Source organism: Pseudoalteromonas sp. MMG006 (assembly GCF_018101025.1).
Classification (GTDB): domain Bacteria; phylum Pseudomonadota; class Gammaproteobacteria; order Enterobacterales; family Alteromonadaceae; genus Pseudoalteromonas.
In genome coordinates this window covers 130096-147081 of record NZ_JAGJEJ010000007.1, presented here as the reverse complement: position 1 = coordinate 147081, position 16986 = coordinate 130096, and the positions used below count along the sequence as shown (strand labels likewise).

13 protein-coding genes and 9 tRNA genes are annotated in these 16986 nt (G+C 39.1%); 20 read left to right on the top strand and 2 right to left on the bottom strand.

Annotated features, from left to right (window positions below):
- Positions 1 to 2 precede the first annotated feature (2 nt).
- The 18 genes from ruvA to J8L73_RS09410 all read left to right on the top strand — a co-directional run bounded on the left by ruvA (position 3) and on the right by J8L73_RS09410 (position 10162).
- On the top strand, positions 3 to 620 hold the full coding sequence (gene ruvA / locus J8L73_RS09495) for a Holliday junction branch migration protein RuvA (protein WP_211000459.1): 618 nt from the start codon (positions 3 to 5) through the stop codon (positions 618 to 620).
- A gap of 7 nt (positions 621 to 627) precedes the next feature.
- Positions 628 to 1635, top strand: a complete 1008-nt coding sequence (ruvB, locus tag J8L73_RS09490) for a Holliday junction branch migration DNA helicase RuvB (protein ID WP_104642877.1) — start codon at positions 628 to 630, stop codon at positions 1633 to 1635.
- Positions 1636 to 2590: 955 nt separating this feature from the next.
- On the top strand, positions 2591 to 3295 hold the full coding sequence (tolQ, locus tag J8L73_RS09485; protein ID WP_058549653.1) for a protein TolQ: 705 nt from the start codon (positions 2591 to 2593) through the stop codon (positions 3293 to 3295).
- The gene (gene tolR, locus J8L73_RS09480; protein WP_004587274.1) at positions 3282 to 3713 is read left to right on the top strand and encodes a protein TolR; all 432 of its coding nucleotides are present in this window, start codon (positions 3282 to 3284) and stop codon (positions 3711 to 3713) included. The genes tolQ and tolR overlap by 14 nt, the downstream gene beginning before the upstream one ends.
- 4 nt (positions 3714 to 3717) lie before the next feature.
- Positions 3718 to 4644 (top strand): cell envelope integrity protein TolA, encoded by a 927-nt coding sequence (gene tolA / locus J8L73_RS09475; RefSeq protein ID WP_211016536.1) that lies wholly within the window; start codon positions 3718 to 3720, stop codon positions 4642 to 4644.
- 9 nt (positions 4645 to 4653) lie between these two features.
- Positions 4654 to 6012, top strand: coding sequence for a Tol-Pal system beta propeller repeat protein TolB (tolB, locus tag J8L73_RS09470; RefSeq protein ID WP_211000461.1), 1359 nt, complete (start codon positions 4654 to 4656; stop codon positions 6010 to 6012).
- Positions 6013 to 6046: 34 nt separating this feature from the next.
- Entirely contained in the window at positions 6047 to 6589 is a 543-nt protein-coding gene (gene pal, locus J8L73_RS09465; RefSeq protein ID WP_211000462.1) for a peptidoglycan-associated lipoprotein Pal, read from the top strand.
- Between the two features lie 13 nt (positions 6590 to 6602).
- Positions 6603 to 7352, top strand: a complete 750-nt coding sequence (gene ybgF / locus J8L73_RS09460) for a tol-pal system protein YbgF (protein WP_138681694.1) — start codon at positions 6603 to 6605, stop codon at positions 7350 to 7352.
- A gap of 226 nt (positions 7353 to 7578) precedes the next feature.
- Positions 7579 to 7654, top strand: a tRNA-Lys gene (locus tag J8L73_RS09455).
- A 69-nt stretch (positions 7655 to 7723) separates the two neighbouring features.
- Positions 7724 to 7799, top strand: a tRNA-Lys gene (locus J8L73_RS09450).
- Positions 7800 to 7881: 82 nt separating this feature from the next.
- Positions 7882 to 7957, top strand: a tRNA-Lys gene (locus J8L73_RS09445).
- Between the two features lie 81 nt (positions 7958 to 8038).
- Positions 8039 to 8114: transfer RNA gene (locus J8L73_RS09440), tRNA-Lys, on the top strand.
- A gap of 82 nt (positions 8115 to 8196) precedes the next feature.
- Positions 8197 to 8272: transfer RNA gene (locus tag J8L73_RS09435), tRNA-Lys, on the top strand.
- 80 nt (positions 8273 to 8352) lie between these two features.
- Positions 8353 to 8428: transfer RNA gene (locus J8L73_RS09430), tRNA-Lys, on the top strand.
- Between the two features lie 81 nt (positions 8429 to 8509).
- Positions 8510 to 8585, top strand: a tRNA-Lys gene (locus J8L73_RS09425).
- Positions 8586 to 8649: 64 nt separating this feature from the next.
- Positions 8650 to 8725 (top strand) — tRNA-Lys (locus J8L73_RS09420).
- Positions 8726 to 8866: 141 nt separating this feature from the next.
- The gene (nadA, locus tag J8L73_RS09415; protein WP_104642874.1) at positions 8867 to 9907 is read left to right on the top strand and encodes a quinolinate synthase NadA; all 1041 of its coding nucleotides are present in this window, start codon (positions 8867 to 8869) and stop codon (positions 9905 to 9907) included.
- A gap of 165 nt (positions 9908 to 10072) precedes the next feature.
- Positions 10073 to 10162 (top strand) — tRNA-Ser (locus tag J8L73_RS09410).
- Positions 10163 to 10227: 65 nt separating this feature from the next.
- Here J8L73_RS09410 and J8L73_RS09405 read toward each other — a convergent pair.
- Positions 10228 to 12897: a CHASE domain-containing protein gene (locus tag J8L73_RS09405; protein ID WP_211016534.1), complete on the bottom strand. Its 2670-nt coding sequence runs from the start codon at positions 12895 to 12897 to the stop codon at positions 10228 to 10230.
- Between the two features lie 406 nt (positions 12898 to 13303).
- On the opposite strand from J8L73_RS09405, the gene J8L73_RS09400 reads away from it, so the two are divergent.
- A complete protein-coding gene (locus J8L73_RS09400) occupies positions 13304 to 14629 on the top strand; it encodes an OprD family outer membrane porin (protein ID WP_211016519.1) in 1326 nt (441 codons plus the stop codon).
- Between the two features lie 503 nt (positions 14630 to 15132).
- Here J8L73_RS09400 and J8L73_RS09395 read toward each other — a convergent pair.
- Positions 15133 to 15522, bottom strand: a complete 390-nt coding sequence (locus J8L73_RS09395) for a DUF2750 domain-containing protein (RefSeq protein ID WP_058549662.1) — start codon at positions 15520 to 15522, stop codon at positions 15133 to 15135.
- Positions 15523 to 15749: 227 nt separating this feature from the next.
- On the opposite strand from J8L73_RS09395, the gene J8L73_RS09390 reads away from it, so the two are divergent.
- Positions 15750 to 16793 (top strand): alkene reductase, encoded by a 1044-nt coding sequence (locus J8L73_RS09390; RefSeq protein ID WP_211016517.1) that lies wholly within the window; start codon positions 15750 to 15752, stop codon positions 16791 to 16793.
- Positions 16794 to 16986 lie beyond the last annotated feature (193 nt).

Here is a 16986-nt window from a genome sequence, read left to right as displayed (position 1 = left end):
TTATGATTGGCCGCTTAAATGGCATTTTAGTCGAAAAACAACCACCCGAAATTTTATTAGAAGTAAGCGGTGTAGGTTACGAAGTTCAAATGCCAATGACCTGCTTTTATGACTTACCAAATATTGGCGAAAACGCCATAGTTTATACTCATTTTGTAGTACGCGAAGATGCACAGTTATTATTTGGATTTAATAATAAAACTGAACGCGCACTATTCAGAGAGCTATTAAAAGCTAACGGAGTTGGGCCTAAACTTGGGTTAGCTATATTATCGGGCATGTCGGCTAAGCAATTTGTGAGCTGTGTAAATAACGAAGACGCTACGTCTTTAGTTAAGCTACCTGGTGTAGGTAAAAAAACCGCTGAACGCCTAGTACTTGAAATGAAAGACCGATTAAAAGATTGGGGCAATGACTTATTTACACCGTTTAGCGACAATGCTGTTATTGAGCCTATGAGCGATGCCACAATTGCTAATAATGCCGCCGATGATGCGGTATCAGCATTGGTTGCACTTGGTTATAAATTGCCACAAGCGCAAAAAGCAGTAAAATCGGTTAGTAAACCAGATATGTCCACTGAGGTTCTTATTAAAGAATCTTTAAAATCAATGTTGTGAGTAACCCATGATTGAAGCGGATCGCTTAATTGACGCGACTGAAAAAACCAACGAAGACACCATCGATCGTGCAATAAGGCCAAAACTGTTAGCCGACTACCGAGGTCAGCCACATGTTAAGCAGCAAATGGAAATTTTTATAGAAGCTGCTCGTAGCCGAGGCGAGGCGCTCGATCATTTATTAATATTTGGCCCGCCAGGCTTAGGTAAAACAACGCTTGCGAACATTGTTGCTAATGAACTTAACGTAAGCATTAAAACAACCTCAGGCCCTGTACTTGAAAAAGCCGGCGACTTAGCTGCGCTACTTACCAACCTTGAAGAGGGCGATGTACTGTTTATTGATGAAATACACAGGCTAAGCCCACAAGTTGAAGAAATACTCTACCCAGCAATGGAAGATTACCAACTTGATATTATGATAGGCGAAGGCCCAGCTGCGCGTTCTATTAAATTAGATTTACCTGCATTTACGCTTATTGGTGCGACTACGCGAGCAGGATCGCTAACGTCACCGCTTAGAGACCGCTTTGGCATTGTGCAGCGCTTAGAGTTTTACTCTGTAGCCGACCTATCACATATTGTAGGGCGTTCAGCACATTACCTCGATTTAGAAATGTGCGACGATGGCGCAACTGAAATTGCAAAGCGTTCTCGTGGTACGCCACGTATTGCTAACCGTTTACTTCGCCGCGTACGCGACTACACACAAGTAAAGTCAGACGGAACAGTAAATGCAAATGTTGCTGAGCAAGCGCTTGATATGATTGATGTTGATAAAAGCGGCTTTGATTACATGGACCGTAAATACTTACTCGCCATTATAGAAAAGTTTATGGGCGGGCCCGTTGGGCTTGATAACTTAGCAGCTGCCATCGGTGAAGAAAAAGAAACCATTGAAGATGTAATAGAGCCTTTTTTAATTCAACAAGGCTTTATTCAGCGTACTCCGCGCGGGCGAATCGTGTCTGACAATGCTTATCATCATTTTGGTTTACTCCCAAAACAAGACTAAATTAGTGCAGCCTGCAGCAGTAAATGTAGTGGGCTGACTCCTGCCTAGTTGTAAATTTTTTATAAAATATAATCAACTGTCACCCGCTTTGTTGCAAATGTAATCAAAAAATTAAAATCAGTTTGTAATTCACTTAACGTTAAGACTGGCGTGGCTATGCTGCGTATCAATCAATTTGAGCTAATGATATTCATTTGTTCTTAGCTAGAGAAAAATTGCGTTCATTACAATTAACCCTTCTTGGGCTAGTAGTTAAAATTTAGGCAAAAAAAAGCCCGCATATAATGCGGGCAAACAACAAGTTGAAGGAAGTAATCCAGGGGAACTACGTTTTACTTAATGTTGGTTTTATCCAAAAAGAGTAAAACAATGTAATACGACAAAATATCCTATTACTAAGAACTCGACTTAACGAAAAATCTTTCATTTAGTGCGTCAGCTCGGTATAGGAGAATAATACGTAAGATTGCTTTTTTATTCAAACTAGAAAATTTGCATTTTCAGATTAAAAAAACTAATGCTATGAGTTTTATCGTTGTTTTAAATTTGTGCGTTAATTAATCGTTAATTTTATAAGTGGATGAAAATTATAACTTAAGTAATATTTTTCATTCTAGCTCAGTATTAGTTTTACTATTACGATTAGGTCGCTTGAAAGTAGTTTTGAGTGTTTATGCGCTAAAATTGAATAAACGGTGCATTTTATGACGTTTAAGGCATATATTTAAGCATTTTACCCGCATTAAAATAATAGACTGGGTTTTATAAAAACCTAATAAAGATACAAAAGCATAATAAAGATGATTTTTAACGTTTTTTGTTGCTTATTCATAGCAATATCGTTGTCAGCTTGAAATGGACTAGATACACTAGATGCAACTTTTGACCGCGTAGACGGTCGTATTTACACAAATGAACCAATTTGCCGTATTTTGAAATTATTTAGGAGTTTAACGTGGGATCAGGGCTTAATTTTTTAGATCTAATTCTAGAAGCCAGTTTGCTTGTTCAGTTAGTGATGTTAGGGCTAGTTGCCATGTCGGTTATGTCGTGGGCGATTATTTTTCAGCGCAAAAAAGCGATATCAGATGCGTTGGCTAATGCTAAAAAGTTTGAACAAAAATTTTGGTCAGGTATTGACCTAAGCAAACTGTACAACGAAATTTCGTCGCGTAGTGGTCAATCTCATGGTATTGAAGCGCTATTTACAGCAGGCTTTAAAGAGTTTGCACGCCATAAAAAGAATACATTTCAAAGCGCAGGCATTGTTATGGAAGGCACGCACCGCTCAATGCGCGTTGCACTTTCTCGCGAGATTGAAAAAATAGAATCAAGTTTATCGTTTTTAGCAACGGTTGGTTCTATTAGTCCATACATCGGCTTGTTTGGTACGGTGTGGGGTATTATGAATGCCTTTATTGCACTAGGCGAAGTTAAACAAGCAACATTACAAATGGTAGCCCCAGGTATTGCTGAAGCATTGATTGCAACTGCAATGGGCTTATTTGCGGCTATTCCAGCTGTTATTGCTTATAACCGCTTTTCTAATAAAGTTGAAAAACTAGAATCTCATTACATTAACTTTATGGAAGAGTTTGCAAATATTTTACACCGTCAAGCAGCTACCCAAATAGAGGCTCAAGCGAATGTATCAGCGTAAAAAGCGTCGTCCGGTCGCAGAAATTAATGTAGTACCTTACATTGATGTAATGTTGGTATTGCTAATAATATTTATGGCTACAGCACCGCTTATCACGCATGGTGTGAAAGTAGATTTACCAAAAATGGAAGAGTCGGATTTAGTCGATACTAAAGACACGCCACCAATTATTGCGTCAATTGATTCTGCGGGTAAGTACTATGTGAGTATAGGCACTGATCCTGAAGAGCCAATGGAAGCGTTAGATGTAGCTGCCGTTATTAAGTTACAACTAATGAAAAATCCTGATGTGCCGGTAATGATTAAAGGCTCAGGTAAGGTATCGTACCAAGAAGTATTGTTATTAATGGACTTTTTAAAGAATGCTGGCGTACCATCTGTGGGTTTAATGACGGAATCCTTTGAGGGGACACAGTAGTAACATGAATAGTTCTATAATCAAGTCAGTACTTTTACATTTGGGGTTAGGTGGTTTTTTGTGGGCAACTGCAAACATTCATCCACCTGCGCCAAAAGTAATGGAGGTTACACTTAATTCGGCTATTCCAACGCCTGAAAAAGCAGTATCGGCAGTAACGGTTGATCAAAAGCAAGTTGAGCAAAAAATTGCTGAACTACAAAAGAAAGAAGATGCTAAAAAACGTGCAGAAGATAAACGTATTCGCGATTTAGAACGTCGAGCGGCTAATGCACGAAAGCAACGTGAAACCGAAGCGCGTAATATTAAAAAGTTAGAGCAACAGCGTAAGGCGAAAGAGAAAGAAAAAGCCCAAGCTGAGGCTGAAGCTAAAAAAGCTCGTGCAATTGAGCAAAAAGAGCGTGCTAAAGCTAAACAAGCTGAAAAGCAAAAGCAAGAGGCTGAAACTGCCGCTAAAGCTGCAGCCGATAAACGCAAAGCTGAAGAAGAAGCACTAAAAAAAGCAGAAGCAGAGCGTAAAAAACGTGAAGCCGAAGCAAAAGAACGTGCTAAAGAAGCAGAGCGCAAGCGTCAGCAAGCATTGCAAGAGCAAATGTTACAAGAGCAACTTGCCAAAGAGCAGGCGGCCCGTAGTAAAATACGTCAGCAGCAAGTAGTGAGTGAAGTTGATAAATATCGTGCTTTAATCATGGCGCGTATACAGCAAAACTTACTTATTGATGAAAAAATGAAAAACCAACAGTGCCGAGTAAATATTCGTTTAGGCTTTAATGGTTTAGTAACGCAAGTTAAATCGTTAGGTGGTGATAAGTTAGTATGTGAAGCTGCGTTAAGAGCTGTGCGCATGGCCGACACGTTACCGGTATCTAAAGATAAAGACGTATTCGAACAACTTAAGAATATTAATTTAACAATCAAGCCAGAATTTTAAAGGAATGATATGTTCAACAAAATAAAAATAGCCTGCTTAGTTTTACTGTTTGGGTTTGTAGGTGTTGCTAATGCCGCGCTTGAAATTGTAATAACAGAAGGTGTGGATGGCGCAAGACCCATTGCGATTGTGCCTTTTAAATACCAAGGCATTGGCCAAATCCCTGAAAAATTAAGCAATGTTATTGCTGCCGATTTAATGCGCAGTGGTAAATTTAAGCCAATAGATGTAGCGCAAATGCCTCAACAACCTAATAAAGATGGCGAGATTGATTACGCTTCGTGGGTTAATAAAGGTGTAGAGGCTATATTAGTCGGTGAAGTAGAGCAGCAAACTGATGGGCGTTACTTAGTACGTTATGAATTAGTAGATGTAATACGCGGCCAAATTACTGGCGGTAATACACAAATGATGAGTAACGGTAAATTAATTAAAAGCCAAGATCACGTATTAGAAGCGCGTGAGAGTGTGATTGGTGAAAACGGTTTTCGTCGATATTCGCACCGTATAAGTGACGTGATTTACGAAAAGCTAACTGGCGAGAAAGGTGCGTTTTTAACTAAAATTGCTTATGTAATAGTACGTGATGAAGACCCTAAGCCTTATCAGCTAGTGGTTGCTGATTACGACGGATTTAACGAGCAAGTATTACTGCGTTCAAAAGAGCCATTGATGTCGCCAGCTTGGTCACCAGATGGTACTAAGTTAGCGTATGTAACGTTTGAAAACCGCCAGAGCCAAATTTATATTCAAGATATATACACAGGTAAGCGCGAAATTATTGCAAGTTACCGTGGTATTAATGGTGCGCCGCAGTTTTCGCCAGATGGTAAAAAATTATTATTAGTACTTTCTAAAGATAAAACAGGTGCAACCGAAGTTTATTTGCTTGACTTGGCTACGCGTAAAGAAACACGCCTTACACGTCATCGTAGTATAGATACTGAACCATCTTGGTACCCAAATGGCCAAGATATTGTGTTTACATCTGAAAGGGGTGGTAATGCCCAGATTTATAAGTTAAATTTAAAAACTGGTAGGTCAAATAGATTGACCTTTGACGGTGACATGAACCTTGCGGGTTCTATAACACCGGACGGTAAAGAATTAGTGATGGTTAACCGTACCAACGGGCAGTATCATCTTGCTAAGAAAGAGCTGGCTACAGGCGCGTTTCAAGTATTAACGCGAACTCGCCTAGATGAATCACCGAGCATAGCGCCAAACGGTTCGATGATTATTTACAGCACGCTTCATAATAATAAACAGGTACTTGCGCTGGTATCGATGGACGGTCGCTTTAAAGCACGTTTACCTGTGCTAGACGGACAAGTAAAGGCGCCAGCTTGGTCGCCATATTTACAGTAATATTACTGGTTTACTCAAAATAGGAATCTACTCAATGCAACTTAACAAAATACTTAAAGGCCTGCTAATTGCTGTGCCAGTAATGACACTAGCAGCTTGTAGCTCATCGTCAGATATTGACGAAGGCGCTGCAAATCAATCAAATCAAGGTGTTGTTGAGCAATCAACAAACAATGATACTGTTGAAGTAGCTACAATCTCTCCTGAGCAACAAGCAGAAGAGCAACTTCGTCAAAAATACGAAGCACTACGTCAAGAGCAAGTAATCTACTTCGATTTTGATAAAGCCACTGTTGAGAGCAAGTACGCAGAGTTACTTCGCGCACACGCTGAGTTTTTAGTTCAAAACCCTTCAGTTAAAGTATTAATCGAAGGTCACGCTGATGAGCGCGGTACACCTGAGTACAACATTGCACTAGGTGAGCACCGTGGCCAAGCAGTTGAAAAGTACCTACAAAGCTTAGGTGTTTCAGCTAGCCAAATGTCAGTAGTAAGCTACGGTGAAGAGAAGCCAATGGTTAAGTCTCGCACTGAATCAGCTTTCGCTAAAAACCGCCGTGCGGTACTAGTTTACTAAGATAAGAGATATTATGAAGCCGAAAATTATTTTGGCAGCCATGATATTGAGCGGGAGCACCCAGTTAATGGCTGCTCCCGCTCCTGTTTCAGAAGCTGCAAGTTCACAATCGAGTATTGAGAAACGCTTAGCGTCGCTTGAAAACATGATGCAGTCGCGCAACTTATTACAGTTAGAGTTACAACAACAGCTCAATTTATTACAAGACGAAGTAAGTCAAATTCGTGGTGTAACGGAAGAACAAAGCTATAAACTTGAAAAAGTACTGCAGCGTCAGCGTGAGTTGTATCAAGAAATTGAAAACCGTGTAAGCCAAGCTTATACACAGCCCACTGCGGCGCCTACAACCGACTACACGCAGCCAAGCGATGCACAGACCTACAGTAACGATTTATCTGAAAACGAAGCTTACGAGCGTGCTGTTGCGTTAATAATGAAAGATAAGCGCTATGATCAAGCGATCCCTGAATTTCAAACGTTTTTAACGACCTACCCAAATTCGGTTTATGCGTCTAACGCGCATTACTGGTTAGGCCAATTACTAACAATTAAAAATGAAGGTGTAAAAGCAAGCGAGCATTTTAAAGTGGTAGTAAATGAATTTCCAAATTCAAATAAACGCCCAGATGCAATGTTAAAATTAGGCTCACTTTTACAAGATCAAGGGTTAACGGCTGAGGCACAAAAAATACTGGGTGATCTTATCAATCAGTACCCAAGTACAACCGCTGCAAAGCTAGCAACTGACCGTTTAGGTAACTAAAGTTCACCAGCAATTAAATTGCTTATTTAGGCCAGCAAACTACATGGAAACTCTCGGTGAATCTTGTATTTGCATGTAGTTTGAGCACAAACGCTTTAATTTTGTGCATCTAGACATAAAAACTTAAAAAAAGAGACAATTTCGGTTGCACTCATTTTATAAATAAGTATTATAAGCGCCCGCAGCAAACGAATGGTTACCCCACTCGAAATGCGGCAAAAAGAGCGGGTTATTAGCTCAGTTGGTAGAGCAGTTGACTTTTAATCAATTGGTCGATGGTTCGAATCCATCATAACCCACCATTTTTAAAATGGTCTTTTATCGGCGGATTTACGTACAGTACCAAGTTGCTATAAATGCAGCGTCAGAGCGGGTCATTAGCTCAGTTGGTAGAGCAGTTGACTTTTAATCAATTGGTCGATGGTTCGAATCCATCATGACCCACCATTTTTTATTCTTTTTGAATAAAGCATGGTTTCAATCGGCGGATTTACGTAGCTTCATTCTTTATAGAATAAGTGCATAGAGCGGGTTATTAGCTCAGTTGGTAGAGCAGTTGACTTTTAATCAATTGGTCGATGGTTCGAATCCATCATAACCCACCATTCTTTATTCTGATGAATACAGTTTGGCTCAATCGGCGGATTTACGTAAGCTTCATTCTAAATTGAATAAGTGCATAGAGCGGGTTATTAGCTCAGTTGGTAGAGCAGTTGACTTTTAATCAATTGGTCGATGGTTCGAATCCATCATAACCCACCATTCCTTATTCTGATGGATACAGAGTGGCTCAATCGGCGGATTTACGCACGCTTTAACTTAGAAATAAGTAAGCAATTGGAGCGGGTTATTAGCTCAGTTGGTAGAGCAGTTGACTTTTAATCAATTGGTCGATGGTTCGAATCCATCATAACCCACCATCTTATTTCTTTAGAATTAAGTTGGTCCAATCGGTGGATTTACACAAAAAAGTAAGTTGCGGTTAACGCAGCAAAAGAGCGGGTTATTAGCTCAGTTGGTAGAGCAGTTGACTTTTAATCAATTGGTCGATGGTTCGAATCCATCATAACCCACCATTCTTTATTCTAATGAATACAGCGTGGCTCAATCGACGGATTTACGTAAGCTTCATTCTAAATTGAATAAGTGCATAGAGCGGGTTATTAGCTCAGTTGGTAGAGCAGTTGACTTTTAATCAATTGGTCGATGGTTCGAATCCATCATAACCCACCATTCTATGAGTAGTTTTCATCGACGGATTTACGTGGCTTTTTTCAAAGCAAATTTATATTAGAGCGGGTCATTAGCTCAGTTGGTAGAGCAGTTGACTTTTAATCAATTGGTCGATGGTTCGAATCCATCATGACCCACCACTCTCTAATACTTTTCTTTATATTCTTTTTTAAATTCCCATGTTATTTTTTATAAACAGCACCGCTAGTTTGCTGTTATTTATGTTTATATTCTCGTATAATTCGCCGTAATTAATGCACTGTAGATAAGTGGTCGAGAACATGAGTCTAGCTCAAACTATTATGCCTGAAGGTTATATTTTCCCTCCTAAGCCAGCACCGTTAACACAAGACGAACAAGGCGAATATAAAGCGCGTATTAAACAATTACTGAAAGATAAAAATGCAGTACTTGTAGCGCATTATTATACTGATCCAGAAATCCAAGCACTTGCTGAAGAGACCGGCGGTTGCGTTGCCGACTCGCTGGAAATGGCGCGTTTTGGTGCACGTCACGATGCCGATATGATCATCGTAGCGGGCGTAAAGTTTATGGGCGAAACAGCGAAGATTTTAACGCCAAATAAAACCGTTGTTATGCCAACGCTTGAAGCAACGTGTTCGTTAGATATTGGTTGCCCAATAGACGAGTTTTCAGCGTTTTGTGACGAGCACCCTGATCGTAAAGTCGTTGTGTATGCAAATACTTCAACGGCTGTTAAAGCGCGTGCAGATTGGATTGTAACCTCATCATGTGCACTTGAGATAGTAGAGCACCTTGACGAGCAAGGCGAAAAAATTATTTGGGGCCCAGATAAGCACCTTGGTAGCTATATTCAAAAAAATACCGGTGCCGATATGCTAATGTGGAACGGCGCATGTATCGTACATGACGAGTTTAAAACAAAAGCACTTAAAGACATGAAAGCACTACACCCAGACGCGGGTGTGTTGGTTCACCCAGAATCGCCGGCAGAAATTGTAGCGCTGGCTGATGCCGTAGGTTCTACAAGCCAATTAATTAAAGCTGCACAAACAATGGACAACAAAAAGTTTATTGTAGCCACTGATCGTGGCATATTTTATAAAATGCAGCAGTTATGCCCAGAGAAAGAGTTTTTTGCAGCTCCGACAGCCGGTGAGGGCGCTTCTTGTAAAAGTTGTGCTCATTGTCCTTGGATGGCAATGAATGGCTTAAAAGCGATTGAAGAAGCTTTAATCGACGCTAAAGGTAAGGAAATATTTGTAGATATGGACTTACGTGAAGGCGCGCTTAAGTCACTTAACCGCATGTTGGATTTTACAGCAAACATGGCTAAGTAATTAATCCAATTATAAAAACGGTTAAGCCGATTGGTTTAGCCGTTTTTTTATGTCTTTTATAGATTGCTGGTTGATAAATAGGCATTTAACGGTGCAAACTTAAAAATGCCTTGCACCTGTGTAACCTATTTCATACTATAACGCGCTGTTGCAGTGCAACACCGTGGAGGAATGGCTGAGTGGCTGAAGGCGCACGCCTGGAAAGTGTGTTTAGGTTAATCCCTAACGAGGGTTCGAATCCCTCTTCCTCCACCATCATTCTTAGAACCCGCATGCTTATATCGCTCGATATAAGCATGCGGGTTTTTTAATTCCTAATATTAAGATGTAAGGTTATACAGCATTTCAATAAGCTCATTTTTTTCTATTGGCTTAGATACATAGCCATCAAATAATTGTTTGTATATTTCTTTTTGCTCGGTAAATACATTCGCAGTTAATGCAATAACAACTTGCTCACTATCAAGTACTTTAATTTGTTTACACGCTTCAAGACCATCCATTTTTGGCATTTGAATATCCATAAATATAATATCGGGCTTATGCAGCTTGTAAAGGGCAATAGCTTCCAGGCCATTATTGGCTATTACAATTGTTGCTTTAGTAGGTTCAAGCATGGCTGAGGCTACTAATTGGTTTATTTTATTATCTTCGGCTAATAAAATAATTTTTTCTGATAAGTCAGGAAATTCTGCACTGCTTGTTTTTAATTCACTTTCTTCTACTTCAGCTTGCTCTAAAGGTAGGTAGACGTAAAACTGACTACCCGCACCTAATTGACTTAATACTTTTATTTCGCCATGCATTAAATTAATTAACGATTTTGTAATAGGTAAACCAAGGCCAGTACCACCAAATTCACGGGTGGTTGATGTTTCTGCCTGTTCAAAGCGCTTAAATAACCGCTCTATAGCTTGCTCTGATATACCAATGCCGGTATCTGACACTCTACAACAGATTTTTTTTTCATCTGTTAGGCTAAATCTTACCGTAACACCGCCGTCAGAAGTAAACTTAATAGCGTTAGATATTAAGTTTAAAAATATTTGCCTTAATCTAACAGGATCACCAATCCAGAACTTATGCTTAATATTAATTTCAAATTTAAGGTATATATTTTTATCATGGGTTTGCACTGCTAAATCAGACTCTAAATGATGAATAAGCTCAAATAAGTCAAAGGGTTTATGTTCAAGTGATAGTTTGCCGGCCTCAATTTTAGAAAAATCAAGAATATCGTTAATAATGGTTGTGAGCGCTCGGGTTGAATACAATGACTTTTTTAAATATTCTTTCGATTTTTCATTAAGTGGCTGTTCTTGTAATAACTGCAAAGTACCAAGTATGCCGTTCATTGGGGTACGTATTTCGTGGCTCATATTTGCTAAAAATTCAGATTTAGCTTGCGACGCTTGTTCAGCAAGTTCTTTAGCGTGACCAAGCGCTTGCTCGTGGTTTATTTGCTCAGTTAAATCATACGCAATGCCTAAGTAGCCAACCGTATCTCCTTCGTTATTTAATAAAGAGGTTACGCTTAAATTGACTTGAATATGTTGCCCATTTTGAGTGACGTAAGTCCATTGATTAATATCTGGTGTAGTGGCTGTTGCTTTAATGGTTAGTACGTCCATATCTGCAGTAACAGGCATATTTAATTCTTTAGTAAGTGATGAGGCTTTGTTAATTAACTCTTCTTTTAAATGAAAAGTAATTGGGCTTTGGTTTCCTATAATATCATCGGCTTTATAACCTAATAATTTCTCAGCAGCAGGGTTAAATAAAGTCACAACCCCTTGTAAGTCAGTTGCAATAATTGAGTAACTAGCACTGTTTACAATACTGCGCTGTAACATGCTCATATCGGCTATTTCTTGCGTGCGCTGTTTAACTTCGCTTTCTAGTTTTAGGTTTGCTTGTTGTAACGCTAGTTTATTTTGTTTGGCTTGAAGCGCTTTTCTTTTAATTCTTTGGCTTCTTCTAAAAACAAATAGTTGTACTAAAAAAGCTAAAAACATAAAAATGACTGTAGCAAAAATGCCATTCACAGCCGCTTGATACTGCCCCTGCAAATGCAGATTTTTAATAAAAGCATCAGAGGCATTTATGGTAATTTTCCACGTTCTTCCCATTAAATGTATTATTTTAGTTAATTGGTAATCGTTAGTGTTGCTCTTAACGCCATAGCTAAAAAAATCGGTGTCTGAATTTTTAGTTATATCACTTATTTTTAACTGGTTTTCATCAATATTAGAAAGTGAATTTAGGATCTTATCAATTAATAAAGGTGAATAGGCCCAGCCTAAAAGCTCATTAAAACGCTGGCTTTTATCATCAGCAATAATAAGGTTTTTGTATATGGGTACTAATATTAGAAAGCCCTGATGCGAGAGTTTATTTGCTTGCACCAAAGTAAGTGGGGCCGTTAATTGTGTTTTATTGTTAATGGCGGCATTGAGAGCCGCTTGCCTTCGCATAGTCTCTGAGCCGATATCTAACCCAATAGCTTTTAAGTTTTTTGGTTCAGGAAAAATATATTGAATTATAAAGTGTTCGTCTGTGGGGGCTGCGAGTGTATTTAAATTAAAAGTTTGATCGGGCCTATCGTTTTTTGCACTATTCAAAAATTTATCTAACTGCCCAGCGTTTACTTTTTTTATAAAGCCAATGCCATTAGCACCCGGAAATTCTTTAGCGTAATTTTGACTGGCAGAATAGTTATAAATGGCTTGATAGCTTAAGTTGTTAATGCCTATGCCGTGAACAAATCCTTTTAGTCCATATAGCCCATACTGATATAAATCGAGCCTGCCTACTATACCTTTAGAGAGCGAGGTAAGGCGGTTGTTGAGCGCATTATTAATTTTATTATCAATGAATTCTTGATGTTTAATATGAGCAAAATAAGTCAGTACACTTCCTGCAGCTAATATAATTATATGCGTAAGCAGTGAGATTAATAACCCCTTATTAACCAGGCGTGCTTGCGTCATTAATCAATCCTTTTGTATGGGTAGTAGTAGGCGTGTTTCTATTTTAATACTGTAATAAATATAGCACTTTATAGAGAGGATACAACTTTGTTCTTAATTAAAAATTTATATATTTAAGAGTAGCTTGGCGGCTTATTAGCTAAAAATTAATCTTTTTTCAATGTTAAGGGGTTTACCGAGACCTTTGCTATAAGTAGGCAGTTACAGCGACATACAGATTACCTAACAGGATCAGGCGCTAACAATTTAGGTTGAAGTTACGGTTATATGCGTAATTTATAAAAGTTTAGACTAACAGTCCCTAACTTCCTTAAAAAGTAAACTATAGTTTTAGCTTAATAGGTAAAGATTTACACGCCTAAGTGCACTAAAAAATCGTAGTTTAAATAAATAAGCGGGATAAGTTATGGCTAAACAGAACGTTAAATTATCAGCAGCAATGAGTGCATGGCTAACATGTATTGCTATTCCCGCGTATGCAGATATTGATGTTCTTACAAAGCAGGATGAACTTAATATCAAGCTTAGAGCAATTTATTTTGATCGTGATTACGAGAATAACACCAGTGACGATTCAACCTTTGCACAAGGAATAGAGATCAATTACAAATCAGGCTATGTTAAAGGTTTGATTAGTGTAGGCGCATCTACTTACACAGTACTAAATTATAACTCTACTGGCAGTGCACAAAATAATATTTTACCCGCAGGCAGCGAAAAAGTTGGCATTGACGATAGCTTTTCTAAATTTGGGCAATACTTTATTAACTTTAAATTAGGTAATGCAGGACATATAAAAGTAGGCGGACAAAAAACCAAAAGTATGCTGCTAAAAAGTTCTGGAAGCCGCGCTATTCCAAATTCGTTTAGAGGTGTATTTGGTGATTACAAAACAGGTAATACCAAAGTATTTGGTTATGCATACGATAAATGGAGCCGCCGCCATGATGATAAGTGGGAGGACTTTTCTACTGATCAATCAAATAAAGGTGCTATAAGCGTAATTTGGGGGCTAGGGGCAATTTATGAAAAAGATAGGTTAAAAATTAACGCTGAATATTTAAACTCTCACGACTATTTAAGTAAATTAGGCTTTAAAGTTAGTTACGAACTTGAGCTTGAACAAAGTAAACTAACATTTTCAAGTGGTGTGTTTACTTCAAAAGACAACGGTGAATTGTTTGTAACTGGTGCAGAGGGCGGGGATTTAGATGATGAAGACGCACCTGGCGCTATTACAGGGCTAACTAAAAGTGAAAATGATGGTTTAGCTTACTACCTTGATGCTAATTGGGAAAAAGATATTTGGGATGTTGGCGCAGCGTTTACTAAAGTGCGTGATGCATGGATAGAGGATAGCTTTAACGGTGATCACGGCACTAACCCATTTCCAACACGGTCATTAATTGGAGCGGATTTAACAAATCAAAATGAGGCAACTTGGCAAGCCCGCTTAGGTATTAACTTACAAGCTGTTGCGCCAGGTTTAACAACTAAACTTTACTATACAAGTGGTAGCAATGCTGAAAACTCGTCTTTAGGTAAAGTAGGCGGTACCGCTGATGAAAAATACTGGGCTATAGATACCCGTTACAAAGTGGCCACAGTAAAAGGTTTAAGTCTACGCTGGATGTTTGTTGATTATAGTACCGACGAAACCGGAAATGTTGATGGTGTTAAAGGAGATAGAGCTGATCATCGAGCTTACGTAGATTACACATTTAAATTTTAAAATAACCTTAAAAGTAAGACTACCCGCAAGTACAAAATGGCAAAGCTGTGACTATGGCTTATTTAAATTTTAAAAAGCAGATATAACAAACGCGGCTATTTTAAAGCCGCGTTTATAAACTAATTAAAGTTATGCTAAGGCGTGTTGATCTTTGATGGTTGAATTTGCAGCAGTGTGTTTGGTTTTTAGGCAAGGCAGAGCCTATGAAGTGTGGTTATTCCACACTAATAGGCGATAACGCAGCATAAATACCAAACATGCGCTGCCCAAAGGGTTCTTTCTAGGGACGATTAACTCTTTGTTGCCTACATGGATGTAGGTAAGGGGCGTGAGCAGGATGCGGAAGCTTTGCTCGGTTTTTACTTATTCTTACATGGATGTAAGCCAGTAGGGTAACGCAGGAGCAGTTACCGAGCCCACTAGGTTACAAACCTAGCGCCGCGATTTAATCGCCCCTAGATTGAACAAATTTCAATCCGCAAACATCAACACGCCCTAGTTACTTAGTACTTTTTCTTTGGTGCTTTTAGCTGTTTTTCAAATTCGTCAGGAAATAAAATAGTGCCATCGTCTTCCTCGGTTGGGAATACAGCGATAAGTAAGTCGTCTTCTTCAAGGCCTGGTGTCCAGCGGCTAAACCAATCTACGGTTGGTATTGCTTTTGGCGTACAGCCTTCCCATTCACCCGTGGCCCATGCCTGGGCAAATTCGCGCGTTGGCCACACAGGTACGCAATCGTCGTCTTCGTTGGTAAGCATAACGCAGCCATCGTCATCATTTAAAATCCATACTTGCTTGTATTGCTGCACGGTTTCGAACATAAACGCGAGTCGTTTTTTTGCCCCAAGGCCTAAAATTACTGCTTGTTGTTCGGTTGCATTTTCGCTCGTCATGATTGGCTCACTCTAGTTGCTATCGATTATTAATGTATAGCGTACAAGTATATCGAGTTATATGACAGAGTGTTGAAAAGTTACTATTTAATTTCATCCTCGCAGATCTAATTTTAGTATTGAGCAGTATAAGTTCTCATAAATTTGAGCGATCATTCAAAATTATCCTTGAATGTATTTTAAAAGACCTCATCTCATACACATACTTTAAATAAGGATTGAAAAGAATGACCACAGATTTACTTTCACCGTTTAAACTAAACGACACACTTGAGCTTCAAAACCGTGTGCTTATGGCGCCTTTAACACGTTGTATGGCCGATGATAATTTAGTGCCTACTCAAGATATGGTTGAATATTATGCTCGCCGCGCACAAACAGGTTTAATTATTAGCGAAGCCACTATTATTCGCCCAGATGCGCAAGGTTACCCAAACACACCGGGGTTATTTACTAGTGAGCAAATTCAAGGTTGGAAGAAAGTAACTGACGCTGTGCACGCCAATGGCGGAAAAATGTTTGCACAGCTTTGGCATGTTGGCCGTGTTGCGCATCCTCACTTTTTTGATGGAGATGTATTGGCACCATCGGCAATTGGCGTGGAAGGCTCAGTACCACGTATGCGTGAGCTTACTTACATTACACCAAAAGCTGCAACAACTGACGATATTAAATCGCTGGTTGCAGATTTTGCCAAAGCGGCCGAAAACGCAATGGAAGCAGGTTTTGATGGCGTAGAAATTCACGGCGCAAATGGTTACTTAATTGACCAATTTTTACATTATGCAGCCAATGTACGTGAAGATGAATATGGGAAAACACCTGAGAATATGTCGCGTTTTGCACTAGAAGTAACGGATGCTGTTATAGCGGCGGTGGGTAATGAGCGCACTGCATTAAGACTCACTCCAGGCGCTTATTTTAATATGAGCGAAGATAGCCGCGATAAAGCCGTATTTGATTACCTATTACCAGAGCTTGAAAAAAGAGACCTAGCGTATTTACACGGCGGTATATTTGACGACAGCACGCGTTTTGATTCTTTAGAGGGCAAAACAACGTCTGAATTTTTAAGAGCAGGGTACCAAGGTACATTAGTTGGCGTAGGTAGTTATAGCTTTGAAACTGCAAAAGAGGCAATTAACAATGCTAAGTTTGATTTAATCGCCATTGGTCGCCCGCTTATTGCTAACCCAGATTACATTAGCAAAGTTGCAAACAACGAAGAGCTTGTTGCTTATAACGACGAAATGCTCGCTAAACTGATTTAAAATAGATTAGTTTTGAATAATACAGCCTAGGATTTAAGTCCTAGGCTGACATCTCCACGACATAATTAAGCCATAAAATTTCCACAATTTTTTAACATCTCTGTCAATAAACTTCATTTTTGTTGTCATATTTCAAAACCATACTGTGCCCGCTTTCATAATTACTTTTGATAATTAAAACCAAACGGGACAA